Origin of the sequence: Leclercia sp. M50, assembly GCF_037150775.1 — a bacterium.
Taxonomy (GTDB): domain Bacteria; phylum Pseudomonadota; class Gammaproteobacteria; order Enterobacterales; family Enterobacteriaceae; genus Enterobacter.
On sequence record NZ_JBBCPK010000003.1, the window covers coordinates 77,786 to 103,988 of the forward strand.

19 protein-coding genes, 1 rRNA gene and 2 pseudogenes are annotated in these 26,203 nt (G+C 55.7%); 7 read left to right on the forward strand and 15 right to left on the reverse strand.

All coding sequences use genetic code 11. The features are described from left to right. The first annotated feature begins 83 nt into the window (after window positions 1-83). Window positions 84-1,628 carry a maltose ABC transporter permease MalF gene (gene malF, locus WFM46_RS01370; protein WP_103177836.1) on the forward strand — a complete coding sequence of 515 codons (1,545 nt, stop codon included), beginning with the start codon at window positions 84-86 and terminating at the stop codon, window positions 1,626-1,628. A 14-nt stretch (window positions 1,629-1,642) separates the two neighbouring features. Further along, window positions 1,643-2,533, forward strand: coding sequence for a maltose ABC transporter permease MalG (gene malG / locus WFM46_RS01375; protein ID WP_032615951.1), 891 nt, complete (start codon window positions 1,643-1,645; stop codon window positions 2,531-2,533). 94 nt (window positions 2,534-2,627) lie between these two features. Here the strand turns inward: malG and psiE are convergent, their stop codons facing one another. Then, window positions 2,628-3,038 (reverse strand): phosphate-starvation-inducible protein PsiE, encoded by a 411-nt coding sequence (gene psiE, locus WFM46_RS01380; protein WP_103825384.1) that lies wholly within the window; start codon window positions 3,036-3,038, stop codon window positions 2,628-2,630. Window positions 3,039-3,214: 176 nt separating this feature from the next. After that, window positions 3,215-4,864: a glucose-6-phosphate isomerase gene (gene pgi, locus WFM46_RS01385; RefSeq protein WP_103177834.1), complete on the reverse strand. Its 1,650-nt coding sequence runs from the start codon at window positions 4,862-4,864 to the stop codon at window positions 3,215-3,217. Between the two features lie 304 nt (window positions 4,865-5,168). Here pgi and lysC point away from each other — a divergent pair, with 304 nt between their 5' ends. Next, window positions 5,169-6,518: a lysine-sensitive aspartokinase 3 gene (lysC, locus tag WFM46_RS01390; protein WP_325941170.1), complete on the forward strand. Its 1,350-nt coding sequence runs from the start codon at window positions 5,169-5,171 to the stop codon at window positions 6,516-6,518. Window positions 6,519-6,550: 32 nt separating this feature from the next. On the opposite strand, the gene WFM46_RS01395 is transcribed toward lysC, so the two are convergent. Next, entirely contained in the window at window positions 6,551-7,339 is a 789-nt protein-coding gene (locus tag WFM46_RS01395; protein WP_156653717.1) for a nucleotidyltransferase domain-containing protein, read from the reverse strand. Between the two features lie 5 nt (window positions 7,340-7,344). Then, window positions 7,345-8,571, reverse strand: coding sequence for an RtcB family protein (locus tag WFM46_RS01400; protein WP_336996933.1), 1,227 nt, complete (start codon window positions 8,569-8,571; stop codon window positions 7,345-7,347). 261 nt (window positions 8,572-8,832) lie between these two features. Between WFM46_RS01400 and WFM46_RS01405 the strand changes: the two are divergent. Continuing rightward, window positions 8,833-9,014: pseudogene (locus WFM46_RS01405) on the forward strand (ACT domain-containing protein); the annotation flags it as partial. 276 nt (window positions 9,015-9,290) lie between these two features. Here WFM46_RS01405 and WFM46_RS01410 read toward each other — a convergent pair. Next, complete coding sequence (locus tag WFM46_RS01410; protein ID WP_336996934.1) at window positions 9,291-9,656, reverse strand: hypothetical protein; 366 nt, start codon at window positions 9,654-9,656, stop codon at window positions 9,291-9,293. Window positions 9,657-10,297: 641 nt separating this feature from the next. Here WFM46_RS01410 and panS point away from each other — a divergent pair. Both panS and WFM46_RS01420 read left to right on the forward strand, forming a co-directional pair. Beyond that, window positions 10,298-11,242, forward strand: a complete 945-nt coding sequence (panS, locus tag WFM46_RS01415; protein ID WP_159340276.1) for a ketopantoate/pantoate/pantothenate transporter PanS — start codon at window positions 10,298-10,300, stop codon at window positions 11,240-11,242. A gap of 62 nt (window positions 11,243-11,304) precedes the next feature. Continuing rightward, window positions 11,305-11,577 (forward strand): DUF3811 domain-containing protein, encoded by a 273-nt coding sequence (locus tag WFM46_RS01420; RefSeq protein WP_103177828.1) that lies wholly within the window; start codon window positions 11,305-11,307, stop codon window positions 11,575-11,577. Here WFM46_RS01420 and rluF read toward each other — a convergent pair whose 3' ends face one another. The 5 genes and pseudogenes from rluF to metH all read right to left on the reverse strand — a co-directional run bounded on the left by rluF (window position 11,578) and on the right by metH (window position 18,837). Continuing rightward, window positions 11,578-12,453, reverse strand: coding sequence for a 23S rRNA pseudouridine(2604) synthase RluF (gene rluF, locus WFM46_RS01425; protein WP_103177827.1), 876 nt, complete (start codon window positions 12,451-12,453; stop codon window positions 11,578-11,580). It lies immediately after the preceding gene. Window positions 12,454-12,504: 51 nt separating this feature from the next. Next, a complete protein-coding gene (locus WFM46_RS01430; protein ID WP_336996935.1) occupies window positions 12,505-12,843 on the reverse strand; it encodes a helix-turn-helix domain-containing protein in 339 nt (112 codons plus the stop codon). Next, a pseudogene (locus WFM46_RS01435) lies at window positions 12,840-13,185 on the reverse strand (type II toxin-antitoxin system RelE/ParE family toxin). Before WFM46_RS01435 ends, WFM46_RS01430 begins: the two are co-directional and overlap by 4 nt. A 108-nt stretch (window positions 13,186-13,293) precedes the next feature. Further along, window positions 13,294-14,925, reverse strand: coding sequence for a Na/Pi cotransporter family protein (locus WFM46_RS01440; protein WP_103177824.1), 1,632 nt, complete (start codon window positions 14,923-14,925; stop codon window positions 13,294-13,296). Window positions 14,926-15,153: 228 nt separating this feature from the next. Continuing rightward, window positions 15,154-18,837, reverse strand: coding sequence for a methionine synthase (gene metH, locus WFM46_RS01445; protein WP_336996936.1), 3,684 nt, complete (start codon window positions 18,835-18,837; stop codon window positions 15,154-15,156). A 195-nt stretch (window positions 18,838-19,032) separates the two neighbouring features. Between metH and iclR the strand changes: the two genes are divergently transcribed. Continuing rightward, complete coding sequence (gene iclR, locus WFM46_RS01450; protein WP_103177822.1) at window positions 19,033-19,857, forward strand: glyoxylate bypass operon transcriptional repressor IclR; 825 nt, start codon at window positions 19,033-19,035, stop codon at window positions 19,855-19,857. An 81-nt stretch (window positions 19,858-19,938) separates the two neighbouring features. On the opposite strand, the gene aceK is transcribed toward iclR, so the two are convergent. From aceK to rrf, 5 genes are all read right to left on the reverse strand, one after another. Continuing rightward, window positions 19,939-21,666, reverse strand: coding sequence for a bifunctional isocitrate dehydrogenase kinase/phosphatase (aceK, locus tag WFM46_RS01455; RefSeq protein ID WP_336996937.1), 1,728 nt, complete (start codon window positions 21,664-21,666; stop codon window positions 19,939-19,941). A 69-nt stretch (window positions 21,667-21,735) separates the two neighbouring features. Beyond that, window positions 21,736-23,040 (reverse strand): isocitrate lyase, encoded by a 1,305-nt coding sequence (aceA, locus tag WFM46_RS01460; RefSeq protein ID WP_103177820.1) that lies wholly within the window; start codon window positions 23,038-23,040, stop codon window positions 21,736-21,738. Window positions 23,041-23,072: 32 nt separating this feature from the next. Beyond that, complete coding sequence (aceB, locus tag WFM46_RS01465) at window positions 23,073-24,674, reverse strand: malate synthase A (protein ID WP_336996938.1); 1,602 nt, start codon at window positions 24,672-24,674, stop codon at window positions 23,073-23,075. 270 nt (window positions 24,675-24,944) lie between these two features. Next, complete coding sequence (metA, locus tag WFM46_RS01470) at window positions 24,945-25,874, reverse strand: homoserine O-acetyltransferase MetA (RefSeq protein WP_103177818.1); 930 nt, start codon at window positions 25,872-25,874, stop codon at window positions 24,945-24,947. 216 nt (window positions 25,875-26,090) lie between these two features. Further along, window positions 26,091-26,203 (reverse strand): 5S ribosomal RNA (gene rrf, locus WFM46_RS01475); the annotation flags it as partial.

Consider the following 26,203-nt stretch of genomic DNA (forward strand, 5'->3'; position numbering starts at 1 on the left):
CTACAACTACGGTTCGAGCCGTAGGTCAGGTAAGCGGAGCGCCACCTGACAATAAGTTTTCACAGTTGTAGAGGAAGAACCCCATGGATGTCGTTAAAAAGAAACACTGGTGGCAAAGCGACACGCTGAAATGGTCAGTGATTGGTCTGCTGGGTTTGCTGGTGGGTTACCTTATTGTTTTGATGTACGCCCAGGGGGAGTACCTGTTTGCCGCCATGACGCTGATTTTAAGCTCGGTCGGCCTCTATATTTTTGCTAACCGCAAAGCCTACGCCTGGCGCTATGTCTATCCAGGCGTTGCCGGGATGGGGCTGTTTGTCCTGTTCCCACTTATTTGCACCATCGCCATCGCTTTCACCAACTACAGCAGCACCAACCAGCTCGCCCAGGAGCGCGCCCAGCAGGTGCTGATGGACCGTTCCTATCAGGCCGGCAAGACCTTTAACTTTGGTCTCTATCCCGCAGGTGACGAATGGAAGCTGGCGCTGACCGACGATGCCGCAGGCAAATATTACGTCTCCGACGCCTTTAAATTTGGCGGCGAGCAGAAACTGGCCCTGAAAGAAGCTGATGCCCTGCCGGAAGGGGAACGCGCCAACCTGCGCGTCATCACCCAGAACCGTCAGGCGCTGACCCAGATTACCGCTGAGCTGCCGGACGAAAGCAAAGTCATTATGAGCTCGCTGCGCCAGTTCTCCGGCACCCGCCCGCTGTACACGCTGGGCGATGACAGCACGCTCACCAACAACCAGACCGGCGTGAAGTACCGCCCGAATAACGACGTCGGCTTCTACCAGTCCGTGAATGCTGACGGCACCTGGGGCGACGATAAGCTCAGCCCGGGCTATACCGTCACCATCGGCTGGGATAACTTTACCCGCGTCTTTACCGACGAAGGCATTCAGAAACCGTTCTTCGCCATCTTTGTCTGGACCGTGGTCTTCTCGATACTGACCGTGATCCTGACCGTGGCCGTTGGCATGGTGCTGGCCTGCCTGGTGCAGTGGGAAGCCCTGAAAGGCAAAGCGATTTACCGCGTCCTGCTGATCCTGCCCTACGCCGTACCGTCATTCATTTCGATTCTGATTTTCAAAGGGCTGTTCAACCAGAGCTTTGGTGAAATCAACATGATGCTGAGCAGCCTGTTTGGTATCAAACCGGCGTGGTTCAGCGACCCGACTACCGCCCGCAGCATGATCATCATCGTCAACACCTGGCTCGGCTATCCGTACATGATGATCCTGTGCATGGGGCTGCTGAAGGCGATCCCGGATGACCTGTATGAAGCGTCGGCCATGGACGGAGCCACCCCGTTCCAGAACTTCTTTAAGATTACGCTCCCGCTGCTGATCAAGCCGCTGACGCCGCTGATGATTGCCAGCTTCGCCTTTAACTTTAACAACTTCGTGCTGATTCAGCTGTTGACCAACGGTGGCCCGGACCGTCTCGGCACCACTACGCCAGCCGGTTATACCGACCTGCTCGTGAGCTACACCTACCGTATCGCCTTCGAAGGCGGCGGTGGTCAGGACTTCGGTCTGGCGGCGGCTATCGCCACCCTGATCTTCCTGCTGGTGGGCGCGCTGGCAATCGTGAACCTGAAAGCAACCCGCATGAAGTTTGACTAAGGAGGGTACTGAAAATGGCTATGGTCCAACCCAAATCGCAGAAATTACGTTTACTGATCACCCACCTGGGTCTGCTGATTTTTATCGCGGCAATCATGTTCCCGCTGCTGATGGTTATCGCCATCTCCCTGCGTTCGGGTAACTTCGCCACCGGTAGCCTGATCCCGGAGCAAATCTCCTGGGAGCACTGGAAGTTAGCGCTGGGCTTCAGCGTGGAGCACGCCGATGGTCGCGTCACGCCGCCGCCGTTCCCAGTGCTGCTGTGGCTGTGGAACTCGGTGAAAGTCGCCACCATCACCGCGATCGGTATCGTGACGCTCTCCACCACCTGCGCCTACGCCTTTGCCCGTATGCGCTTCAAAGGGAAAGCGACGCTGCTGAAAGGGATGCTGATTTTCCAGATGTTCCCGGCAGTCCTGTCCCTGGTGGCGCTGTACGCCTTGTTTGACCGCCTCGGCCAGTATGTGCCGTTTATCGGTCTGAACACCCACGGCGGGGTGATTTTCGCCTACCTCGGCGGGATCGCGCTGCACGTCTGGACCATCAAAGGCTATTTCGAAACCATCGACAACTCGCTGGAAGAGGCCGCGTCGCTGGATGGCGCCACCCCGTGGCAGGCGTTCCGTCTGGTGCTGCTGCCGCTCTCCGTACCGATTCTGGCGGTGGTCTTTATTCTGTCGTTTATCGCCGCCATTACCGAAGTGCCGGTCGCCTCACTGCTGCTGCGTGATGTGAACAGCTACACCCTGGCGGTAGGGATGCAGCAATACCTCAACCCGCAAAACTATCTGTGGGGCGACTTTGCCGCAGCCGCTGTCCTCTCCGCTATCCCGATCACCGTCGTCTTCCTGCTGGCCCAGCGCTGGCTGGTAAATGGCCTGACCGCGGGAGGCGTGAAAGGTTAAGTTTCATTGTTATTCCACTGCAACCCTCAACTTTGCCTTGATGTCTTGATCCAAACTTGTGACTGTTTTCGGCGGCCCTCGGGCCGCCCTTTTTTTATTCCCGTTTCAGTCGCTTCGAGTTGCACAGCCAGAGGGTAACCACCAGCAGCAGGATAGCCGCCGAGTAGAGCAGCACGTCGAGGGGCGATTTATGATCGACGATGATCAGTCGCACAATCGCGGTGATACCAATGTAGACAAAGTAGCGCAGCGGGAAGTGAAAGCCAGACTGAAAGTACTTGACGATCAGGGCGATAAATTCGAAGTAGAGAAAGTAAACCACCAGCCCTTCAACCAGCTCGTATTTGCTGGTTTGCTCAGGGGCGAAAAGCACATCAGCCAGATGCACCGTCTCTTTACCGAGGAAGACGACCAGGATCAGGCCAAGGCTCAGCAGACCCAGGTTCAACACGGTCTGTAGAATGGTTGAGATAAACTCAACGCGCGGGCGAGTCAGGGATGTCATACAGCACCTCATTCTCCGGGACGAGATTCCTGTATAACGCAAAAATGTGACGGGGATCTATATTTTTTGTTTATATTTTGTGCAGATCTGCCGGGCGGCACTCCGTTTGCCCGGCCTACGGTGGTTTTGTAGGCCCGGTAAGCGTAGCGCCACCGGGCAGACAGACCGCAGCAGAATTATGCGCGCCAGGCTTTATAACGGTTAATCAGGCCGTTGGTGGAGCTGTCGTGGCTGCTAATGTCCTGGTTATCACCCAGCTCAGGCAGGATGCGGTTAGCCAGCTGTTTGCCCAGCTCAACGCCCCACTGGTCAAAGGTGAAGATGTTCAGGATCGCGCCCTGGGTGAAGATTTTGTGCTCATACAAGGCAATCAGCGCGCCCAGGCTGAACGGGGTGATCTCACGCAGCAGGATGGAGTTGGTTGGACGATTGCCTTCGAACACTTTGAACGGCACCACGTGATCCAGGGTCGCCGGATCTTTACCCTGATCGCGATACTCCTGCTCAACCACGTCACGCGCTTTACCGAACGCCAGCGCTTCGGTCTGCGCGAAGAAGTTCGACAGCAGCTTCGGATGGTGGTCAGACAGCGGGTTATGAGTGATAGCCGGGGCGATGAAATCGCACGGTACCATTTTGGTGCCCTGGTGGATCAGCTGGTAGAACGCGTGCTGGCCGTTGGTGCCTGGCTCACCCCAGATGATTGGGCCGGTCTGGTAATCCACGGCGTTGCCGTTACGGTCAACGTATTTACCGTTGGATTCCATGTTGCCCTGCTGGAAGTAGGCTGCGAAACGGTGCATGTACTGGTCGTACGGCAGGATCGCTTCGGTTTCTGCACCAAAGAAGTTGTTATACCAGATGCCGATCAGCGCCAGCAGCACCGGCAGGTTTTTCTCTGCCGGAGTGGTAGAGAAGTGTTTGTCCATCGCATGCGCGCCGGAGAGCAGCTCAACAAAGTTGTCGTAGCCCACGGAGAGGATGATAGACAGACCGATCGCGGACCACAGGGAGTAACGACCGCCAACCCAGTCCCAGAACTCGAACATGTTGGCAGTGTCGATGCCGAACTCGCCGACCGCTTTGGCGTTGGTGGAGAGCGCCGCGAAGTGTTTCGCCACGTGCTGCTCGTCACCGGCAGTTTTCAGGAACCAGTCGCGCGCGCTGTGGGCGTTGGTCATGGTTTCCTGGGTGGTGAAGGTTTTGGACGCCACCAGGAACAGGGTGCTTTCCGGGTTCACTTTTTTCAGCACTTCGGCGATGTGAGTGCCATCGACGTTAGAGACAAAGTGCATGTTGAGGTGGTTTTTGTACGGGCGCAGCGCTTCGGTCACCATGAATGGGCCAAGGTCGGAGCCGCCGATACCGATGTTCACCACATCGGTGATCGGTTTGCCGGTGTAGCCTTTCCACTGACCTGAGATGATTGCTTCCGAGAAGGTTTTCATCTTTTCCAGCACGGCGTTCACTTCAGGCATCACATCTTTGCCGTCAACGATGATTGGAGTATTGCTACGGTTACGCAGTGCAACATGCAGTACGGCGCGATCTTCAGTACGGTTGATCTTCTCGCCAGAGAACATGGACTTGATGGCACCGCTCAGATCGGTCTCTTTCGCCAGATCCTGCAGTTTTGCCAGCGTCTCTTCAGTGATGCGGTTTTTGGAAAAATCGACCAGCATCTGATCGTCAAACGTCGCGGAGAACTTATTGAAACGATCGCCGTCTTTCGCGAACAGCTCCGCGATAGTAACGTCTTTCATCTCATCAAAGTGTTTCTGTAATGCCTGCCAGGCTGCAGTCTGCGTTGGGTTGATATTTTTCATAGCAATACTCTTCTGAATTGAGAATTGTGACCTCGGTCGATTGTAGCCTCTGCCGCTAAAAATTGTGATGGTTTTTATGCCATTGGCCTGGCTTGCATCAAGTGCAGTGCAAAAGCTCCAAAAGTATAGCTGTTATAAGTCCTGTTTCTCATATGGAATGCAGCATGAAAAATCCGCATAATCCCAGCGTTGACAGGATCCCCTGCACATTTTATTTATACACACGGTATTTGCGCCTGCACCGATAAAACTATTTTGTCCTTGTGCCATGGTCGCTTTTTTCCTTCCCTGACACGAGGTTGTTATGACGAGTTTTGTTGTCGCCAAGTTTGGCGGTACCAGCGTGGCCGATTTTGATGCCATGAACCGCAGCGCCGATGTGGTGCTGGCCGATCCGAATACCCGGCTGGTGGTGTTGTCCGCTTCGGCGGGCGTCACTAATCTGCTGGTAGCCCTGGCAGAAGGGCTGGAAGCGAGCGAGCGCCAGGCGAAGCTGGAAGCGCTGCACAAAATTCAGTTCGATATCCTTAGCCGTCTGCGCGATCCGAGCGTCATCAGCGAAGAGATTGAGCGCCTGCTGGAAAATATCATCACCCTGGCCGAAGCCGCCTCGCTGGCCACCTCCACCGCCCTGACCGACGAGCTGGTCAGCCACGGTGAGCTGATGTCGACCCTGCTGTTTGTCGAAGTGCTGCGCGAGCGTAACGTTCAGTCGCAGTGGTTTGACGTGCGTAAAGTGCTGCGCACCAGCGATCGCTTTGGCCGTGCCGAGCCGGATGTTGAGGCCATTGCCGAGCTGACCACCCAACAGCTGGCGCCGCGCCTGGCGGAGGGGATTGTCATCACCCAGGGCTTTATCGGTAGCGAAGCGAAAGGCCGCACCACCACGCTGGGCCGTGGCGGCAGCGACTACACCGCAGCCCTGCTGGGCGAGGCGCTGCGCGCCTCCCGCGTGGATATCTGGACGGACGTGCCGGGCATTTACACCACCGACCCGCGCGTGGTGCCGGCGGCAAAACGTATTGACGAGATCGCCTTTGAAGAGGCCGCCGAGATGGCGACCTTCGGCGCGAAAGTACTGCACCCGGCGACATTACTGCCGGCAGTGCGCAGCGACATTCCTGTGTTCGTCGGCTCCAGCAAGGATCCAAAAGCGGGCGGCACCATGGTGTGCAACACCACCGAAAACCCACCGCTGTTCCGCGCCATCGCCCTGCGTCGCAAGCAGACCCTGCTGACCCTGCACAGCCTGAGCATGCTGCACTCCCGCGGCTTCCTGGCCGAGGTGTTTAGCATTCTGGCGCGCCACAGCATCTCGGTTGATCTGGTCACCACCTCAGAGGTGAACATCGCCCTGACGCTGGACACCACCGGCTCAACCTCCACCGGCGATACCCTGCTAACGCAATCTCTGCTGATGGAGCTCTCTGAGCTGTGCCGCGTCGAGGTGGAAGAAGATCTCGCCCTGGTGGCGATCATCGGTAACGAGCTGTCCCGCGCCAGCGGCGTGGGCAAAGAGGTGTTTGGCGTGCTGGATCCGTTTAACATCCGCATGATTTGCTATGGCGCATCCAGCTACAACCTCTGCTTCCTGGTACCAGGCCATGAAGCCGAGCAGGTCGTGCAGAAACTGCATCATAACTTGTTTGAATAACAAAAAAGGGCCCGGACAACCGGGCCCTTTTTTTATCCTGCCAGCACCGTTCTCATCAACAGCGCATCCAGCGAGGCTACCTTGCCATGACGGCTGTCCGGCAGCGTGGGCGGGTTTTCGCCCCGCGCCAGCTCCTGGGTGATGAAAGCGTGCAGCAAAGGGCGTCTGGGGCCATATTGCGCTTCCCCGGCACGCTGTTTTATTGCCAGCAGGGCATCGATTTCCTGACGTAATGGCGCATCAAGCTCGCTTCCCGCCAGCAGTTCAGCAAAACGCATCGGCGGCATCCCTTTTCCGGCCTCCACCCACCGCACTGCCAGCAGCGGACGCAGGACGTAAAAGTACTTCTTCAGCCGCACCTCTTCGCCCTGTAAATAACCGCGGAAGTTTTTACGCGCCATAGAGTAGTAGTGCCAGCGCGCACGCACGGGTGAAAACCAGGCGGGTACCTGCGCGCGCAGCTCCGTGATTACCGTATCGCTCTGCTGATAGACCACCGGCGAATCCAGCCACTCGATAAGCGTGGGGTTGGCCGCTTTCAGCAAACCCAGCGCCTTGCGCCACTCCCAGCCGCTTATGTCCAGTTCGTCGTCTATGGGCAGCTCGATCACATCCCGCTGCGGTTCGACGCGCAAATACCAGTCAGGTTTATGCACATACAGGAAGCGCACGTCATAATCGCTGTCCGGCGACGCAAAGCCCCAGCCCCGGCTGCCCGACTCACAGGCGTACAGCACGGACACATTGAACCGTTGCTCTATCTCGTTAAGTTGCTGCCGCACGCGCTCACGCATGGCGGCATCTACACCGTTATCAGCCATCTCTTTTATCCTTTTACACAGACCACCTGGCGCAAGGTATGGACGATTTCGACCAGCGACGCCTGCGCTGCCATGACGGCATCGATATCTTTATAGGCCATCGGGATCTCATCGATGACCTCGCTGTCTTTTCTGCACTCGACGTGGGCCGTGGCACGAACCTGATCGGCAACGGTGAAGCGTTTTTTGGCCGCCGTGCGACTCATCACCCGCCCTGCCCCATGACTGCAGGAGCAGAAGCTCTCTTCATTGCCCAGGCCGCGCACGATAAAGCTTTTCGCCCCCATCGACCCGGGGATGATCCCCATCTCGCCCTTCTGCGCCGACACCGCCCCTTTGCGCGTCACCAGGATCTCTTCACCAAAATGACGCTCTTTCTGCACATAGTTGTGATGGCAATTCACCGCCTCCTGCTGGGTCAGGAAAGGCTTTGGCACAATACGCGAGAGCGCGGCCAGCACGCGGGACATCATCACCTCGCGGTTATGGCGCGCAAAATCCTGTGCCCATTCCACGGCTTCGATGTAGTCGTTATAGTGCCGGCTCCCCTCCTGGAAATAGGCCAGGTTTCTGTCAGGCAGGTTGGCAATATGCTGCTGCATATCCTTCTGCGCCAGCGTGATAAACACATTGCCGATGGCATTGCCCACGCCACGCGAACCGCTGTGGAGCATGACCCAGACGCGTTGCTGCTCATCCAGGCAGATCTCAATAAAGTGGTTCCCGGTGCCCAGCGTCCCCAGATGCTGATGGTTATTGGTTTTCAGCAGTTGCGGATATTTATCCGTCAGCCGTTTGAAGCGCGGCGCCAGCCGGGCCCAGTGGTTATCCACCTCATCCGGCGTCTTTGCCCATGCTCCCTTGTCGCGACGAGAGCGGGTATTGGTCCGCCCGTGCGGCACCGCCTGTTCAATGGCGCTGCGCAGCCCGTGAAGGTTATCCGGCAGATCGCCTGCCAGCAGAGATGTCCGCACGGCAATCATCCCGCAACCAATATCCACCCCCACCGCCGCGGGAATGATCGCCCCTTTAGTGGGGATTACGCTGCCAATGGTGGAGCCTTTTCCGAGATGCACATCCGGCATCACCGCCAGATGCTTAAAAATAAACGGCATCTTTGCGGTATTGAGCAACTGCTCGCGCGCCTCTGGCTCAACGGGCACCCCGTGCGTCCACATTTTTACCGGTGCGCTGTGCTGCGCGCTTAAAACATCAAAATCAGTCTGTTTCATTATGCTCATCCTCAGGGCTGTCTGAACCGTCGTGACCACCCTTTTAACGTTGTCTGTTACCGGAAAGTATTGTCAGGAGCGTGCCAAGCTATTCCAGCTGCACACAAAAAAGAATATCTATTTGATTTAAATTGATTTTTATATTGAAAATCACAGCACATTGCTTAACCGATAGAATATTTTTTATCTTTTAGTATTAGCCTTTATCTTGCAGGATGAACATGAAAAAGCGATGGGGAGTAATTGGGTTACTGGGAACGGTGCCGCGTTGAGGCGGAGGAAGATCTCGCCTGGTGGCGATCATCGGTAACGAGCTACCCCGCGCCAGCGGCGTGGGCAAAGAGATGTTTGGTGTGCTGGAGCCGTTTAACATTCGCATGATTTGTTACGGTGCTTCAAGCTACAACCATTGCTTCCTGGTGCCGGACGCTGAAGCGGAATAGGCCGTGCAGAAACTGCATCGCAATCTGTTTGAATAAAATTATTCAGCAACAAGAAATAATAAAAAGCCAGGTAAAGACCCGGCTTTTTATCACTTTAAAAAATGGTCGCAAGGAATGCGTAATGCCCGTATAAGCGGCTCAACGCGTAAAATTACGAACTACTAAAAATGAGTTTCCCATTTTTTCTAACAGGGATTAGATGATTTTCTATATTCACGAGCGCTTATACATTATCTCGATAAAATATAAAATAGTCATAAATTACTCTTGAAGTATTTAACCAGGCACATCTTCAAGCATAATTATTGCACTCGTTGCTTCGGCCCCATATTTACAACGAAATACAGGGAATGGATCAATGGTATTTATGGTAAAAGGTTCATGGAACCAGTTTTGGCTAGTATATACCGGGTCATGAGCCTTACTAGCGCCATTACTTGCCAGGTAATAATTTCCATCAGAACGATCCTTAAAAATGAATTGATATGCTTCCGATCGGGTTAAAAGCCCATTATGCGGATCAGTACTCCGTATATCATCAGTGAGCCATGCTCCAGTTAAACGAACATACGTATCATCAATAATATCACCAATGTCCGCCTTGTAGAGCCGATAAAGAAGTTCCAATGGCATTTCTTTCATATTAAATCCTTATTATATGACGTAGGGAAGATAGTGAGAGCAAATATATTATTAATAGACACGATACTATCTATTAATATTTCACGCTGCAGCAAATTCACGCAACAAAACTTTTATAGCATGCTCTGAGAATACAAGACAAACAGATTTTAATTGTTTTTTAATTAAATCGATTCAGCATAAAATAAACATATTTAAGAAGAATGAATAACCTTTCGCTATAAATAATAAAGATATATAGTTTATCGACTGACAGGTTATAAGATTATTTCCTAAAGTTAATAAAGGGATAACGCCTATTCTTTTTTACAGCTTAACCAGGCAAATAATATTGGCTTTTATCATTGCTCTCCATGATGGCTTCGTCACTTCAAAAACAAAATATTCACACATACAGCGGGTCTGGCGGTTCAAACCTGATCCAGGGTGGAGCAGAAACCAAACGGTGCTTCCTGCTTCAGTTTGCACTTTTCGTTACCGACACGCAGGAGCGCGTTCACCATGCTGCACCCTTCTATCAGCGATCATGAATATTATTTGATTGAACAAAATTACTTAGCACGATAAACAATACCTCTAAGCCGGGCTCGATCCCGGCTTTTTTAATAACGACACAACACAACAAATCGCAAGGAATCTGTATGTTATCCGCCATCACCCGGCTGTTCCCGCTATGGGCGCTGCTGCTCTCTGTTATAGCCTATTATACGCCCACCACGTTTACCCCTGTCGGCCCGTGGGTCACTACGTTGCTGATGCTGATTATGTTCGGCATGGGCGTGCATCTGAAAATCGACGATTTTAAACGCGTCCTGTCGCGTCCCGCCCCGGTTGCGGCGGGGATCTTCCTGCACTATCTGGTGATGCCCCTGGCAGCATGGGCCCTGGCTATCGCCTTTAAGATGCCGCCGGACCTCTCTGCCGGGATGGTGCTGGTGGGCAGCGTGGCCAGCGGTACCGCCTCCAACGTGATGATCTATCTGGCGAAAGGAGATGTGGCGCTGTCGGTGACTATCTCCTCCGTCTCCACCCTGGTTGGCGTGGTCGCCACTCCACTGCTGACCCGTCTGTATGTGGATGCCCACATTCAGGTGGATGTGATGGGAATGCTGCTGAGCATTCTGCAAATCGTGGTGATCCCGATTGCGCTGGGGCTGGTGATTCATCATCTGTTCCCACGGCTGGTGAAAGCCGTTGAGCCGTACCTGCCGGCATTTTCGATGGTCTGCATTCTGGCGATCATCAGCGCCGTGGTTGCCGGTTCTGCGGCGCATATTGCCTCTGTCGGTTTTGTGGTGATTATCGCCGTGGTGCTGCACAACATTATTGGCCTGATGGGCGGCTACTGGGGCGGGAAGCTGTTCGGCTTTGACGAATCCACCTGCCGCACGCTGGCGATTGAAGTGGGGATGCAGAACTCCGGCCTGGCCGCGGCCCTCGGCAAAATTTACTTCTCGCCGCTGGCTGCGCTGCCGGGCGCGCTCTTCTCGGTATGGCATAACCTTTCCGGCTCGCTGCTGGCGGGTTACTGGTCGGGTAAGCCGCTCGAGGGACAAAAGAAAAGCGATGTGGTGAAGGAAGGTTAATTCACTTCGCCGCAGCGAAGGCATGCTTTACACTGAAGCCTCTTTCACAGGAGGCTTCAGGTATGTCCACACCAAGATTGACCCAGAAAGAGATGACGGAAAGCGAGCAGCGCGAACTGAAAACTCTGCTCGACCGCGCGCGTATCGCCCATGGCCGTCTGCTGACCAACGCCGAAACCAATCACCTCAAAAAAGAGTACATCGACAAACTGATGGCGCAGCGTGAGCTGGACGCCAAAAAAGCCCGCAAACTTCGAAAAGAGCAGGCTTATAAAGTAGATAAAGAGGCGACGTTTTCCTGGTCGGCGAATACCCCAACCCGTGGAAGGCGCTGATTAGCGCCCTTTCTTTTTACGGCCTGGCGACGTAAAGCGCTTTCCGTTTCCGGCAGGCTTCGCCCGGCTTTTCTCTTCCGATTGCGGAGCCTTAACTACCGGGCGTTTGATGCCCTGGGTTTTCGGTTTGGCTTTGGCTTTGGGTTTTGCTTCCGAGGATGAATTCTCAATCAGCTTAAAGAGCTCAATCAGTTCATCATCGGTCAGATCGCGCCACTCGCCCAGCGGGATGCCGGAGAGGCTGACGTTCATGATGCGCGTACGTTCCAGCTTCGTCACGTCGTAACCGAAATATTCGCACATGCGGCGGATCTGCCGGTTTAACCCCTGAACCAGGGTAATGCGGAACGCGAACGGCGCCTCTTTCTTCACCTTGCACTTTTTCGTCACCGTGCCGAGGATCGGAACGCCTGCCCCCATGCCGCGGATAAAGTCGTCCGTCACCGGTTTGTTAACCGTGACGATGTACTCTTTTTCGTGGTCGTTACCGGCACGCAGGATCTTGTTCACCAGATCGCCGTGGTTGGTGAGGAAAATCAACCCCTGGGAGTCTTTGTCCAGGCGGCCAATCGGGAAGATACGGCTGCTGTGGTTGACGAAATCCACGATGTTGTCACGCTCGCCATCTTCCGTGGTACTGACAATGCCAACCGGTTTATTCAGCGCGATAAACACCAGGTCTTCTGCGTTACGGGGCTCGATCGTTTGACCATTCACTTTGACCACATCGCCAGGAACGACCTGATCGCCAATGGTGGCGCGTTTACCGTTGATAAACACGTTGCCCTGTTCGATGTAACGATCAGCCTCGCGGCGCGAGCAGATCCCGCTCTCGCTAATGTATTTGTTTAATCGGGTGGATTGAGTTGGCAGCATAATTTCTCCTGTAGAGGCGAAATATACCTTAGGTTTCGGCTGGTAAAAAGATCAGCCTACCGTCACTGAGACAGGTTTCCCAAGTTTGCTGAGCATCATCACCAGGGTATCAAGAGTAAACTTGCTGGTTTTAAGATTCACGACATCTGACACACGCGGTCGTGAGACATTGAGCTTCTCCGCGGCGTCCACCTGACGAAGGTTATGCTCAGCAATCCATGCTGAAATTTCTTGCATCAGCTGTCGTTTAAGCAGCAACAGTTGTTCGACTTCTTTCTGGGCATCCTCCTGCAGATGTTTAGATTCATGCTCGTTAAAGCCGAGTTCGGCAAAAATATTTGCCTCTGTAGGGGTGATATGGCGAATTTTACAATCAATGGCCTGACTCATTTTCCACTCCTTAGCTCCTCCATTACGCTCTGAAAACGCGCTTTCGCGATACGCTTATCGTGCTCGGATGTACGTCGGCTAACAGTGCAGGATATAAACAGCCTCTTCAAAACGGGCCAGGTAGAGGATACGGTAAGCCCCTGAACTACTGCGCAATCTGACTTCTTCCACGCCTCTGCCAATCTCTGTCATTGGCTTCCAGTCTGCCGCCTCTAACCCTGCCTGCAGGCGGTGCAACTGATAGCCAGCCTCCCGGCGGACCTCTTCGGGAAAACAGAGCAAATCATCGAACGCACTCCCTACCCAGGCTATCGGGCGCAGGGTCGGTCTTTCTGGCAGCATAACACATCCCTGTATAAAATTTTATACATATCATCCATGGCATAACATTAAACCAGGCGATGTGTTTACTCACGCCTCGCCGCTCCGTTCTGCGAGGCGCTTTCCAGATCAATACTCATCCCGATCATCGTCCTCATCCGGCTGCTCCATGACGCTGTAAGCCACCGCGCAGAACAGGGAGTTAAGGCGCTTCATGTCGCCAAGCAGCCCCAGGTGCAGGGAGCTGGTCTCGATGCTTTGCACGTTCTGCTGGTGCAGCCGGTCAACGTGCGCGTGGGAATAGCGACGGTTGAGAATACGGAACCGGTGTTTATTACGGCGCAGACGGCGGGCGCTGGGCACGTCGCCGGAGAAAAAGACCGACATCGCCAGCTTCAGGTTGGCGAGCAGCTGATCGTGCAGTGCGTCCAGCTCTTTAACCCCTTCCAGGGAGAATGCCCGGCGGGCCGCCAGCGATTTGTCGGCGATTTCGCTCCCCATGCGCTCGACGATATCGGAGGCCTGCTCCAGGTTGAGCGACATTTCGATGATCTCCGCCCAGCGGCGGGACTCCTCTTCCGCCAGCTCATCTTTCGGCATCCGCGCCAGATAGAGTTTGATGGCGGTATAGAGCACGTTGATATCGTCGGCGAGTTTACGCAGCGCTTTCTCTTCCCGCGGCTCGCCATGCACCACCTTTTTCAGCCCCTCCAGCATTAACTCCATTGCATCGCCCATGCGCAGCGTTTCGCGGGCGGCATTGGCCAGTGCCAGCGCCGGGGTATCCAGCGCGGTGGTATCGAGATGTTTCGGTTTCAGACGGGTATCAAGCTCCGGTTCATCACGGATGATACGTTCACAGAAGCGCGCCATTGGCCCAGCAAAGGGCACCATCGCCACGCAGCGCACCAGGTTATAGAAGACGTGGAAGTAGATGACCATCTCCGATTCCGGCAGCGACAGGTTATCCATCAGATCCGCCAGCGGCTTAACGAACGGCAGAATAATCAGGCTTCCCACCAGCTTAAACAGCAGGCTGCCAAGCGCTACGCGGCGCGCTGCGGCATTGGCGGCGCTGTTGTTAAGTACCGCCAGCAGGCCGGAGCCAAGGTTCGCACCAATCACCAGACAGAGGGCGACCGGGAAGGAGATAATCCCCGCCGCGGTCAGGGTCGCGGTTAACAGTACCGCCGCCAGGCTGGAGTAGCTGATAAGCGCAAACACCGCACCAATCAACGCATCCAGCATGATATCGCCGGTCAGCGAAGCGAAGATAACCTGGACGCCGCTCGCCTGCGTAATGGGGGTGACGGCCTGAACGATCAGCTCCAGGGCCAGCAGAATCAGCCCAAGGCCGATCCCCACGCGCCCCAGCTGTCCGGCCCGGGTCTGCTTACGGCCAAGGAAAAATATCACGCCGATAAAGATCAGCAGCGGCGACAGCCAGGAGAGATCAAAGGTCAATACCCGCGCCATCAGCGCGGTTCCTACATCGGCACCGAGAACAATCACCAGCGCAGGCGTCAGCGCCACCAGATCCTGGGCCACAAACGAGGTGACCAGCATGGTGGTGGCATTACTGCTTTGCACCAGCGCGGTGACGCCAATGCCTGCGCAGAACGCGAGCGGCTTTTTCTCAACGCTGCGGCTGAGAACGGTACGTAAGCGGGCGCCAAAAACGCGCATTACGCCGGTACGGACAATATGGGTGCCCCAGACCAGCAACGCCACGGCAGAAAGCAGATGTAGCAGAGTCAGCACGGATACAGGTTCTCCTTTTCGTTATGCGTTGTCCTGAGGCTCGTTGCGCGCGGTATTGCCGGATGGCGGCTACGCCTTATCCGGCCTACGTTGTGGCGCGAATCGCTGAGCCTTCTTCCAGTATAAGGGCTTAAATGTAAGAAAGAGACAGGGCACCCATTGGGTGCCCTGTTTGTTGTAAGGAAACGTGACGTGAGCCGGACCCTGACCGTCGGCGGCGCAGTCAGGTCAGTCGGCGTCGTAGCCGAGGTTTGGCGCTAACCAGCGCTCCACCTCCGCCACGCTCATCCCTTTACGCAGGGCATAATCTTCCACCTGGTCACGCTGGATCTGCGCCACGGCGAAGTATTTGCTGTCAGGGTGACTGAAGTACCAGCCGGAAACCGATGCACCCGGCCACATGGCGAAGGACTCGGTGAGCTTCATACCGGTATGGGTTTCGACATCCAGAAGCTGCCAGATAGTCCCTTTCTCGGTATGCTCCGGGCAGGCAGGGTAGCCTGGCGCCGGACGGATCCCCTGGTAGTTCTCGCGGATCAGATCCTCATTGCTGAGATTCTCAGTAGGCGCGTAACCCCAGTGCACCTTACGCACCCGCTCGTGCAGGTATTCCGCAAACGCTTCGGCCAGACGGTCGGCAATCGCTTTGATCATGATTTTGTTGTAATCATCATGCTGCGCTTCGTAGGCCTCCGCCAGCGCGTCCTCCTCCAGCCCGCCGGTCACGGCGAAGGCACCGATGTAGTCCGCTTTACCGCTCAGCTTCGGCGCGACGAAATCGGCCAGGCAGTAGTTGGCAAACCCGACCTTCTCGGTCTGCTGACGCAGATGATGGCTTACGGTCAGCACATGAGTACGCGTCTCATCGCGATAAATTTCGATGTCGTCGCCCACGCGGTTCGCCGGGAACAGCCCCACCACGCCGCGCGGGTTGAGGGTTTTCTCGGCGCTGAGCTTGTCGAGCAGGTCGTTGGCATCTTTAAACAGGCGCTTCGCCTCCTCGCCTACCACCTCATCTTCCAGAATACGCGGGTACTTCCCGGCCAGCGACCAGGTCATAAAGAATGGCGTCCAGTCGATGTAGTTGCGCAGGGTCTCGATGCTGGCCGTCACCTCCTGCACGCCCAGGCGATGGGCGACCGGCGGCGTATAGCTCGACCAGTCAAAGGCCAGGTCGTTATCCCGTGCCGCAGCCAGCGTTACCGGCGGGGTGCGCGGCTTTTTACGCCCGTGCTGAATGCGCACCGTTTCATACTCTTTGCGGGTTCTGGCAACAAAGTCGTCGCGCTGGGTTTCGGACAGCAGCGCCGAAACCACGCCAACCGTGCGCGAGGCGTTCTGCACGTATACCGTCGGCCCGCTGTAGTTCTGCTCAATCTTCACTGCGGTATGCGCTTTTGAGGTAGTCGCCCCGCCAATGAGCAGCGGAAGGGTAAAGCCCTGGCGCTCCATCTCTTTTGCCACGTTGACCATCTCATCCAGCGACGGGGTGATCAGTCCGGAAAGGCCAATCAGATCGGCATTCACTTCGCGTGCGGTTTTGAGGATTTTCTCCGCCGGCACCATCACGCCCAGATCGATAATCTCGTAGTTATTACACTGCAGCACCACGCCGACGATGTTTTTGCCGATATCATGCACGTCGCCTTTTACGGTGGCGATGACCATCTTGCCGTTACTGGAGCCCTTCTCTTTGCTGGCTTCGATAAACGGCTCCAGATACGCTACAGCCTGCTTCATTACGCGGGCGGATTTCACCACCTGCGGCAGGAACATTTTGCCCTCGCCGAACAGATCGCCAACCACGTTCATGCCGTCCATCAGCGGCCCTTCGATCACTTCAATCGGGCGCGTGGCCTGCTGGCGGGCCTCTTCGGTATCCTGCTCGATAAACTCGGTGATCCCTTTTACCAGCGAATATTCGAGGCGTTTTTTCACATCCCAGGTACGCCACTCCGCCTGCTGAACGTTGGCGCTATCATCAGCTTTGCTGCCGCGATACTTTTCGGCCAGCTCCAGCATGCGCTCGGTGGCGTCGTCGCGGCGATTCAGGATCACATCCTCAACCGCGTCGCGCAGCTCCAGTGGCAGGTCGTCATAAATCGCCAGCTGGCCAGCGTTGACGATCCCCATATCCATCCCGTTACGGATAGCGTAATAGAGGAACACCGCGTGGATCGCCTCACGCACCGGGTCGTTACCGCGGAACGAGAACGAGACGTTGGAGACGCCGCCGGAGATCAGGGCATGCGGCAGCTCGCGCTTGATGTCTTCACAGGCGCCAATAAAGTCCTGGGCGTAGTTGTTGTGCTCTTCGATCTCGGTGGCAACGGCAAAGATGTTCGGGTCAAAGATAATGTCTTCCGGTGGGAAGCCGACCTCTTCGGTCAAAATCTGGTATGCGCGGCGGCAAATCTCAATTTTGCGCTCACGGGTATCCGCCTGGCCCACTTCGTCAAAGGCCATCACCACCACGGCGGCACCGTAGCGGCGCACCATCTTCGCGTGATGGATAAAGGGCTCAACCCCCTCTTTCATGGAGATGGAGTTAACGATCCCCTTACCCTGAATGCACTTCAGCCCTTTTTCGATCACTTCCCACTTCGAGGAGTCGATCATAATCGGCACACGGGCAATGTCCGGCTCACCGGCGATCAGGTTGAGGAAACGCACCATCGCCGCTTCGGCGTCGAGCATCCCCTCATCCATGTTGATATCAATAATCTGCGCCCCGCTCTCAACCTGCTGGCGGGCAACATCCAGCGCTTCGCTGTACTTCTCTTCTTTGATCAGGCGTTTGAACTTCGCGGAGCCGGTCACGTTGGTACGTTCGCCAACGTTCACAAACAGACTCTCATCGCCAATGTTCAGCGGCTCAAGACCAGACAGTCGACAGGCCACCGGCAGGTCGGGGAGCTTACGTGGTGCCAGGCCCGCCACCGCGTTGCTCATGGCAGCAATGTGCTCTGGCGTGGTGCCGCAGCAGCCGCCGACGATATTCAGGAACCCGGATTCAGCCCACTCGCGGATCTGCGCCGCCATGGTGGCGGCATCGAGATCGTACTCACCAAATGCGTTTGGCAGACCGGCATTCGGGTGGGCAGTGACGTAGCACTCCGCGATGCGCGACAGCTCCTGCACATACTGGCGCAGTTCGTCCGGCCCCAGCGCACAGTTCAGACCAAAGGTCAGCGCATCGGCGTGGCGCAGGGAGTTATAAAAGGCTTCGGTCGTCTGCCCGGAAAGGGTACGGCCAGAGGCATCGGTGATGGTGCCGGAGATCATAATCGGCAGGTCGACACCCAGGGCTTCGAACTCCTCTTTCACCGCGTAGATGGCGGCTTTGGCGTTGAGCGTATCGAAGACCGTTTCAATCATGATCAGATCGACACCGCCTTCCACCAGCGCTTTGGTGGACTCGCGGTACGCGGTCACCAGCTGGTCAAAGGTGATATTACGAAAAGCCGGATCGTTCACATCCGGCGAGATAGAGGCAGTGCGGTTGGTCGGGCCAAGTACGCCCGCCACATAGCGCGGTTTCTCTGGCGTGCGGGCCGTCCACTCATCGGCGCAGGCGCGGGCCAGCTTCGCTGCCTCGTAGTTGATCTCCGCCGACAGGGATTCCATCTCGTAATCCGCCATGGCGATGGTTGTCGAGTTAAAGGTGTTGGTTTCAACGATATCCGCACCCGCCTCGAAATAGGCGTAGTGAATGGCGGCGATAATCTCTGGCTTGCTGAGTACCAGCAGGTCATTGTTACCTTTCAGATCGCAGGGCCAGTCGGCGAAACGGTCGCCGCGAAAGTCGTCCTCACTCAGACGATAGCTCTGGATCATGGTACCCATACCGCCATCCAGTACCAGAATGCGTTCATTTAACTGCGCACGCAGTTGATCTACTTTGCTGCTCACACTTGCTCCCGACAACGCTCAACCAGGCCAAAAGGCCAGCAGTCCATACTGGCATAATCTTGCTAAGGGGAAAAGTCACACCGCGGTAACATGAGACATGTTCAGCATGACTCATCCGATCAGTCAGGATAACGGTTGCAAAACACCCAAATAAAACGAAAATGATTTCCACGATACAGAAAAAAGGAGCCTGCCATGGTCGCCACCGTTCCCGCTAAACGCGGCAGAAAACCCGCCGCCGCGACCGCCCAGGCGGGCGGTCAAGTCCAGTCCCTGACCCGGGGGTTAAAGCTCCTCGAATGGATAGCCGAGTCGCACAGCAGCGTGGCGCTAACGGAGCTGGCCCAGCAGGCAGGTCTGCCAAACTCCACCACCCATCGCCTGCTGACCACTATGCAGCAGTTGGGCTTTGTTCGTCAGGTGGGCGAGCTCGGGCACTGGTCCGTGGGTGCCCACGCGTTTATTGTCGGCAGCAGCTTTTTGCAGAGCCGTAACCTGCTCGCCATTGTCCACCCGATCCTGCGCAAGCTGATGGAAGACTCCGGCGAGACGGTCAACCTGGCGGTGCTCGATCAGAGCGATCACCAGGCGATTATTATCGACCAGGTGCAGTGTACCCAACTGATGCGCATGTCAGCCCCGATTGGCGGCAAGCTGCCGATGCACGCCTCCGGGGCGGGAAAAGCGTTTTTATCCCAGCTCAGCGAAGAGCAGGTAACGGGTCTGCTGCACCGCAAAGGTTTACACGCCTATACCCATGCCACGCTGGTATCACCGGTCCATCTGAAAGAAGATTTAGCCCTGACGCGCAAGCGTGGCTACTCCTTCGATGATGAAGAGCATGCTCTCGGCCTGCGCTGTATTGCCGCCTGCATTTATGATGAGCACCGCGAGCCGTTTGCCGCTATCTCCATCTCCGGGCCTATCTCACGCATGACCGACGACCGGGTGACAGAGCTGGGAGCGCTGGTGATTAAGGCGGCGAAAGAGGTGACGCTGGCGTATGGTGGGATTCGTTAAGTCTTCAATGCCCGGCGGCGCTACGCTTGCACGGGCCTACAAAACTCTGTAGGCCGGATAAGGCGCAGCCGCCACCCGGCGTTAAGCCGCATACTTCACGCTAAACCGCTGCTTACGCCGGTAAGCATAAACATCTTCCACATGCCCGTTCTTAATGCGGGTCTGCAGGCCACGCCAGTAATCGGCGCGAAACAGATCGGCATGCATCTCTTCAAACAGCGCTCCGATACGCGGGTCAGCGCATAACCAGTGGCGAAACTCCTCCGGGAAGACATCCCCCGGCGAGACGCTGTACCACGGCTCGCTGGCGAGCTCATCTTCCGGGTAGCGCGGCGGCGGGATTTCACGAAAATTCACTTCCGTCATGTAGCAGATTTCGTCGTAGTCATAGAATACGACCCGCCCGTGACGGGTGACGCCAAAGTTTTTAAACAGCATGTCGCCCGGGAAGATATTGGCTGCCGCCAGCTGCCGGATGGCATTGCCGTACTCTTCAATCGCATCGTGCAGCGCCTGCCCCTCTGACTGCTCCAGCCAGATATTGAGCGGCACCATCCGCCGTTCAATGTAGAGATGGCTGATGACGATTTTATCCCCCAGATCGCTGATTTTTTCTGGCGCTTCCTGGAGCAACAGCGCCATCAGCTGCGGCGCAATCTGTCGCTTATCGAGAACAAAATTCTCAAACTCCTGGGTATCCGCCATGCGCCCGACGCGATCGTGCTCCTTAACCAGCTGGTAGCAGGCGCGCACATGGGCGGCAGACATCTCTTTCTGCGGGGCGAATTTATCCTTTATTACCTTAAACACCCGGTCAAAACCCGGCAGTGTAAAGACCAGCATCACCATGCCGCGAATGCCTGGCGCCTCGATAAACTGCTCATCCGCATGGGTGATATAGTGCAGATATTCCCGGTAGCTCTCGGTTTTCGCATGTTTCTGGCACCCTATCGCCATATACAACTCAGCGGTGGTTTTACCGGGCAGGATCTCACGCAGCCACTCCACCAGCGCGCCTGGCAGGGGGGCGTAAACCATAAAGTAGGAACGGGCGAAGCCGAAAACAATGCTCGCTTCGGCGCTGGTAGTCAGGCAGGTATCCACCACCAGTTCACCTTCATCGCTGCGGTGAATGGGCAGTAAAAACGGCAGCGTGGCGTCCGGGGTAATCAGTTTCCCCACCAGCCAGGCGGCTTTATTGCGGTAGAAAAGTTCGTTAGCCACCTGCAGATGGCAGTTGCGCAGGTTGTCTGCACCGAGCGTTTCGCAAAGATGGGCGATGATATACCCGACATCACGTGGGCGATTTTGCCACGGCAGACGCAGGGGAAGATCGGCCAACACTTTGGTTAACAACGCCTCCCATCCCTGTTCAGGATAGAAATCTTTCGCCAGCGGACGCGGCAGGGCGCGGAAACGTTGCCCCGGCTGAGAGCTGAAAATAAAAAGCCGCTCCGGTGACAGCGAGCGGTGATCAAACAGCCGACAGTAGACGGAGTTAAAAAAGCTTTCCGCAATCTCATAGCGCGGATAGTCCGGCAGAAGCTGGGTGTAATGGCTTTTCACCCGCAGCAAAAAAGCGGCATTGATATCGATGCTGCCGGTGATGCAGCGCAGCTGCTCTACCACCAGACCCACATGATGATCGTAGAGATGAATACGCTGTTTCATGGCCTGCTGCACGGCGTGCCAGTCTGCCTGCTCGAAGCGCTGCTGCGCCCCGCCCGTCACTTCCAGAAAACGGCCATACTGAGCATCAAAGCCCTGCAAAATGGTCTGCGCAATCAGCAATTCCAGGCCACGCGACATAGATGTCCCTCACCCCAGGAAACAGAACCGTAGGCCCGGTAAGCGCAGCGCCACCGGGCGTTTCCGTTATCAGAACTGCGCTTCTTCGGTCGACCCGGTCAGGGCGGTGACGGAGGAGGCGCCGCCCTGAATGATGGTGGTCACTCTGTCGAAGTAGCCTGTTCCCACCTCCTGCTGGTGCGAGACGAAGGTATAGCCCTTTTGACTTGCCGCGAACTCCGGCTGCTGGACCTTCTCGACGTAGTGCTTCATGCCCTCGCCCTGCGCGTAGGCGTGCGCCAGGTCGAACATGTTGAACCACATGCTGTGAATGCCGGCCAGGGTGATGAACTGGTATTTGTAGCCCATCTCCGACAGTTCCTGCTGGAAGCTGGCGATCGTTTTATCATCCAGGTTTTTCTGCCAGTTAAAGGAGGGCGAGCAGTTGTAAGCCAGCAGCTTGCCCGGGTATTTCGCATGGATGGCATCGGCAAAGCGTTTCGCCAGCGCCAGATCCGGGGTGGAGGTTTCGCACCACACCAGGTCAGCATAGGGAGCATACGCCAGACCGCGGCTGATCGCCTGCTCAATGCCGGCATGGGTACGGTAGAACCCTTCGCTGGTGCGTTCGCCGGTAATAAACTGACTGTCGTAAGGGTCGCAGTCGGAGGTGATCAGATCTGCGGCATCGGCATCGGTACGGGCAATCACCAGCGTCGGGACGCCCATGACGTCAGCGGCCAGACGGGCAGCTACCAGTTTCTGGATCGCCTCCTGAGTCGGAACCAGCACTTTGCCGCCCATGTGTCCACACTTCTTCACGGACGCCAGCTGATCTTCGAAATGGACAGCCGCTGCACCGGCTTCAATCATCGATTTCATCAGCTCAAAGGCATTCAGCACCCCACCAAAGCCCGCCTCGGCGTCGGCCACAATCGGCAGGAAGTAATCTACGAAGCGCGGATCGTTTGGCTCAATACCGGATGCCCACTGGATCTGATCCGCACGACGGAAGGTATTGTTGATTCGCTCCACCACGGCCGGGACGGAATTCGCCGGATAGAGGGACTGATCCGGGTACATGCTGGACGCGAGGTTGGCATCTGCCGCCACTTGCCAGCCTGACAGATAGACCGCTTCAATGCCCGCTTTCGCCTGCTGCAACGCCTGGCCGCCCGTCAGCGCGCCGAGGCTGTTGATGTAGCCTTTCTTCGACTCGCCGTGCAGCAGACGCCACATTTTGGCGGCACCCAGCTGCGCCAGGGTGCATTCCGGGTTTACCGAGCCGCGCAACTTCACCACATCCTCAGCGCTATAAGGGCGTTCAATGCCTTCCCAGCGCGGCTGAGTCCACTCGTTCTGTAATGCTTCGATCTGTTGGGTACGGGTTTTCATGTGCAGATGCTCCATATTGTTATGTGGTGAAATCAGGCCAGCAGGCGGTAGCCCGGCAGCGTCAGGAAGTCGATTAAGTCATCTGAGGTGGTGATCTGTTCCATCAGGCGCGCGGCGGCGTCGAAGCGGCCGCTGCTGAAGCGGTGCTCGCCCAGCTCTTCCTGAATGTTCAGCATCTCTTCCGACAGCATCTGGCGGAACAGGGCTTTGGTGACGGGCTTGCCGTTGCTGAGCGTTTTCTGATGATGGATCCACTGCCAGATAGAGGTGCGGGAGATCTCGGCGGTGGCGGCATCCTCCATCAGACCGTAAATCGGTACACAGCCGTTACCGGAGATCCACGCTTCGATGTACTGGACGGCCACGCGGATGTTGGCGCGCATCCCCTCTTCGGTGCGCTCGCCCTCGCACGGCTCGAGGAGCTGTGCAGCGGTAACGGGCGCATCATCTTCGCGGGTCACGTGCAGCTGGTTTTTGTTATCGCCCAGGATGCGGTTGAACACCTCCATGGCGGTATCTGCCAGGCCGGGGTGCGCCACCCACGTGCCGTCATGGCCGTTGCTGGCTTCCAGCTCTTTATCAGCCTTCACTTTATTCAGCACCTGGGTGTTACGTTCGCTGTCTTTGCTGGGAATAAACGCTGCCATTCCGCCCATCGCGAAGGCGCCGCGTTTGTGGCAGGTTTTGATCAGCAGACGCGAATAGGCATTGAGGAAAGATTTATCCATCGTCACCACCTGACGATCGGGCAGAACGCGATCCGGGTGGTTCTTCAGGGTCTTGATGTAGCTGAAGATGTAATCCCAGCGGCCACAGTTCAGGCCAACAATGTGGTCACGCAGGGCATGCAGAATCTCATCCATCTGGAAGACCGCAGGCAACGTTTCAATCAGCAGCGTGGCCTTGATGGTGCCGCGCGGCAGTTCAAAACGGTCCTCAGTGTAACTAAAGACCTCACTCCACCAGGCCGCTTCCTGCCATGACTGCGTTTTTGGCAGATAGAAGTAAGGTCCGCTGCCTTTTGCCAGCAGGTTTTTATGGTTATGGAAGAAGTAGAGCGCAAAATCGAACAGGCTGCCGGGGATCGCCTCATTGTTCCAGGTGACATGCTTTTCCGGTAAATGCAGGCCACGTACGCGGCAAACCAGTACCGCCGGGTTGGGCTTAAGCTGGTAGATTTTGCCCGCTTCGTTGGTGTGGCTGATGGTGCCATCAACCGCATCACGCAGGTTGATCTGCCCATCAATCACTTTATTCCAGTCGGGTGCCAGTGAATCTTCAAAATCGGCCATAAAGACCTTCACATTGGCGTTCAGCGCGTTGATCACCATCTTGCGTTCTACCGGGCCGGTGATTTCAACGCGTCGGTCCTGCAGATCCTGTGGGATACCGCGGATCGTCCAGTTCCCTTCTCGAATGGAAGCAGTTTCCGAAATAAAGTCAGGCAGCTTGCCGTTATCAATGTCTTGCTGCTGCTGAATGCGTGCCGCCAGTAATTTATTGCGTTTTGGCGCGAAGCGGGTCACCAGCTCGGTAAGGAACTCTACGGCATTGGCGGTCAGGATCTGCTTCTCCTGCTCACCATGCGGTTGAGTAAAGGACAGTTCATCGATAATGGTTGCCTGTTGATTCATTGCGCTGCTCCTCGTCATTGATCCGAATTTATTTCCCCCACGCGAACGAAAGATCCTTGTGTAGTTTTCGTTCAGCAGAGTTAAGACTATCTCGCTCTACGATAAAATCAAAAACAATTTCCATTTTTAAGTTAAATGACTGGTAACTTACTGATAAAAATGAATTTAAAAATTTTTCTACAGGCGGAGTGAATTTCGGAAATAAAAAAGGCACCCGAAGGTGCCTTAACTGGAGAGCTGAAACGCTACAGGATGAGGATCGTCAGAGGATTAATCCAGCGTCGGATTCATGTGGCGCAGATCGTACGGCGTGATCTGGTAGACGTAGTAGTTAAGCCAGTTGGTAAACAGCAGATTGCCGTGGCTGCGCCAGGTGGCACGTGGTTTGTTTTGCGGATCGTTTTGCGGGAAATAGTTGTACGGTACGTCCGGATTTAAACCCGCTTCCACATCGCGGAAATATTCGCTCGCCAGGGTATCGGGATCGTATTCCGGATGACCGGTGACAAAGGCAATACGCTTGTCTTTGCTGGCAAACAGATAGGCATCGCCCTCTTCGGTTTCCGCGAGGATCTCAAGATCGGTATAGTCGCGGATCAATGCAGCCGGGAAATCGGCATAGCGCGAATGCGGCGCCAGGAAGGAGTCATCAAACCCGCGAGTCAGCAGCGCATGAGGATGCAGAATATGATGCTCATAGACACCAGAGAGCTTTTCGGTACGGGTTTGTTTAGGGATGCCGTACAGAATGTTGAGCGCCGCCTGGACCGCCCAGCAGACGAACAGGGTTGAAGTGACATGATCTTTGGCCCACTCCAGCACCTGCTTGATTTGCGGCCAGTAGGCCACGTCGTTGAATTCAACCAGGCCAAGCGGCGCACCGGTAACGATCAAGCCATCAAAGTTTTCGTTACGGATATCTTCAAAGTTGCAGTAGAAGTTATTGAGATGCTCAGAAGGCGTATTACGGGACTCGCGCGCATCAATACGCAGCAGCTGAATATCGACCTGCAGCGGGGAGTTTGAGAGCAAGCGGAGGAACTGATTTTCCGTCTCAATCTTCTTTGGCATCAGATTCAGGATAAGCACCTTCAGAGGGCGAATTTCCTGACCTGTAGCGCGCGAAGCCGTCATGACAAAGACATTTTCTTCACGCAAGAAATTGACGGCTGGTAGCTCGTCCTGCACCCGAATCGGCATAACCTTACATCCTCACAGCATACGTATAAACGTTTAGACATCCAGATAGCTGACAATAACCAGGAATCGGGCAAATGTCGAGTCTGCATGTGAAAGGTGAGAAAGTTTCAAGAAAGGGATAGCCGTAGGCCGGGTAAGGCGAAGCCGCCATCCGGCTTTTTTAACGCCCAACGCAAAAAGCCCATCCGTGAGGATGGGCTTTCGGCTTTAATTGATGCCTGGCAGTTCCCTACTCTCGCATGGGGAGACCCCACACTACCATCGGCGCTACGGCGTTTCACTTCTGAGTTCGGCATGGGGTCAGGTGGGACCACCGCGCTACAGCCGCC

Excerpts from the sequence above, each read along its gene's own strand:
- malF (WP_103177836.1), top strand. The coding sequence starts at position 84 with ATGGATGTCGTTAAAAAGAAACACTGGTGGCAAAGCGACACGCTGAAA.
- psiE (WP_103825384.1), bottom strand. The coding sequence starts at position 3,038 with ATGACATCCCTGACTCGCCCGCGCGTTGAGTTTATCTCAACCATTCTA.
- WFM46_RS01400 (WP_336996933.1), bottom strand. The coding sequence starts at position 8,571 with ATGAAACAGACTGATTTTGATGTTTTAAGCGCGCAGCACAGCGCACCG.
- WFM46_RS01430 (WP_336996935.1), bottom strand. The coding sequence starts at position 12,843 with ATGAGTCAGGCCATTGATTGTAAAATTCGCCATATCACCCCTACAGAG.
- WFM46_RS01395 (WP_156653717.1), bottom strand. The coding sequence starts at position 7,339 with ATGGCTGATAACGGTGTAGATGCCGCCATGCGTGAGCGCGTGCGGCAG.
- aceB (WP_336996938.1), bottom strand. The coding sequence starts at position 24,674 with ATGAATCAACAGGCAACCATTATCGATGAACTGTCCTTTACTCAACCG.
- aceK (WP_336996937.1), bottom strand. The coding sequence starts at position 21,666 with ATGTCGCGTGGCCTGGAATTGCTGATTGCGCAGACCATTTTGCAGGGC.
- rluF (WP_103177827.1), bottom strand. The coding sequence starts at position 12,453 with ATGCTGCCAACTCAATCCACCCGATTAAACAAATACATTAGCGAGAGC.
- iclR (WP_103177822.1), top strand. The coding sequence starts at position 19,033 with ATGGTCGCCACCGTTCCCGCTAAACGCGGCAGAAAACCCGCCGCCGCG.
- WFM46_RS01420 (WP_103177828.1), top strand. The coding sequence starts at position 11,305 with ATGTCCACACCAAGATTGACCCAGAAAGAGATGACGGAAAGCGAGCAG.
- lysC (WP_325941170.1), top strand. The coding sequence starts at position 5,169 with ATGACGAGTTTTGTTGTCGCCAAGTTTGGCGGTACCAGCGTGGCCGAT.
- panS (WP_159340276.1), top strand. The coding sequence starts at position 10,298 with ATGTTATCCGCCATCACCCGGCTGTTCCCGCTATGGGCGCTGCTGCTC.
- WFM46_RS01410 (WP_336996934.1), bottom strand. The coding sequence starts at position 9,656 with ATGAAAGAAATGCCATTGGAACTTCTTTATCGGCTCTACAAGGCGGAC.
- pgi (WP_103177834.1), bottom strand. The coding sequence starts at position 4,864 with ATGAAAAATATCAACCCAACGCAGACTGCAGCCTGGCAGGCATTACAG.
- metA (WP_103177818.1), bottom strand. The coding sequence starts at position 25,874 with ATGCCGATTCGGGTGCAGGACGAGCTACCAGCCGTCAATTTCTTGCGT.
- aceA (WP_103177820.1), bottom strand. The coding sequence starts at position 23,040 with ATGAAAACCCGTACCCAACAGATCGAAGCATTACAGAACGAGTGGACT.
- malG (WP_032615951.1), top strand. The coding sequence starts at position 1,643 with ATGGCTATGGTCCAACCCAAATCGCAGAAATTACGTTTACTGATCACC.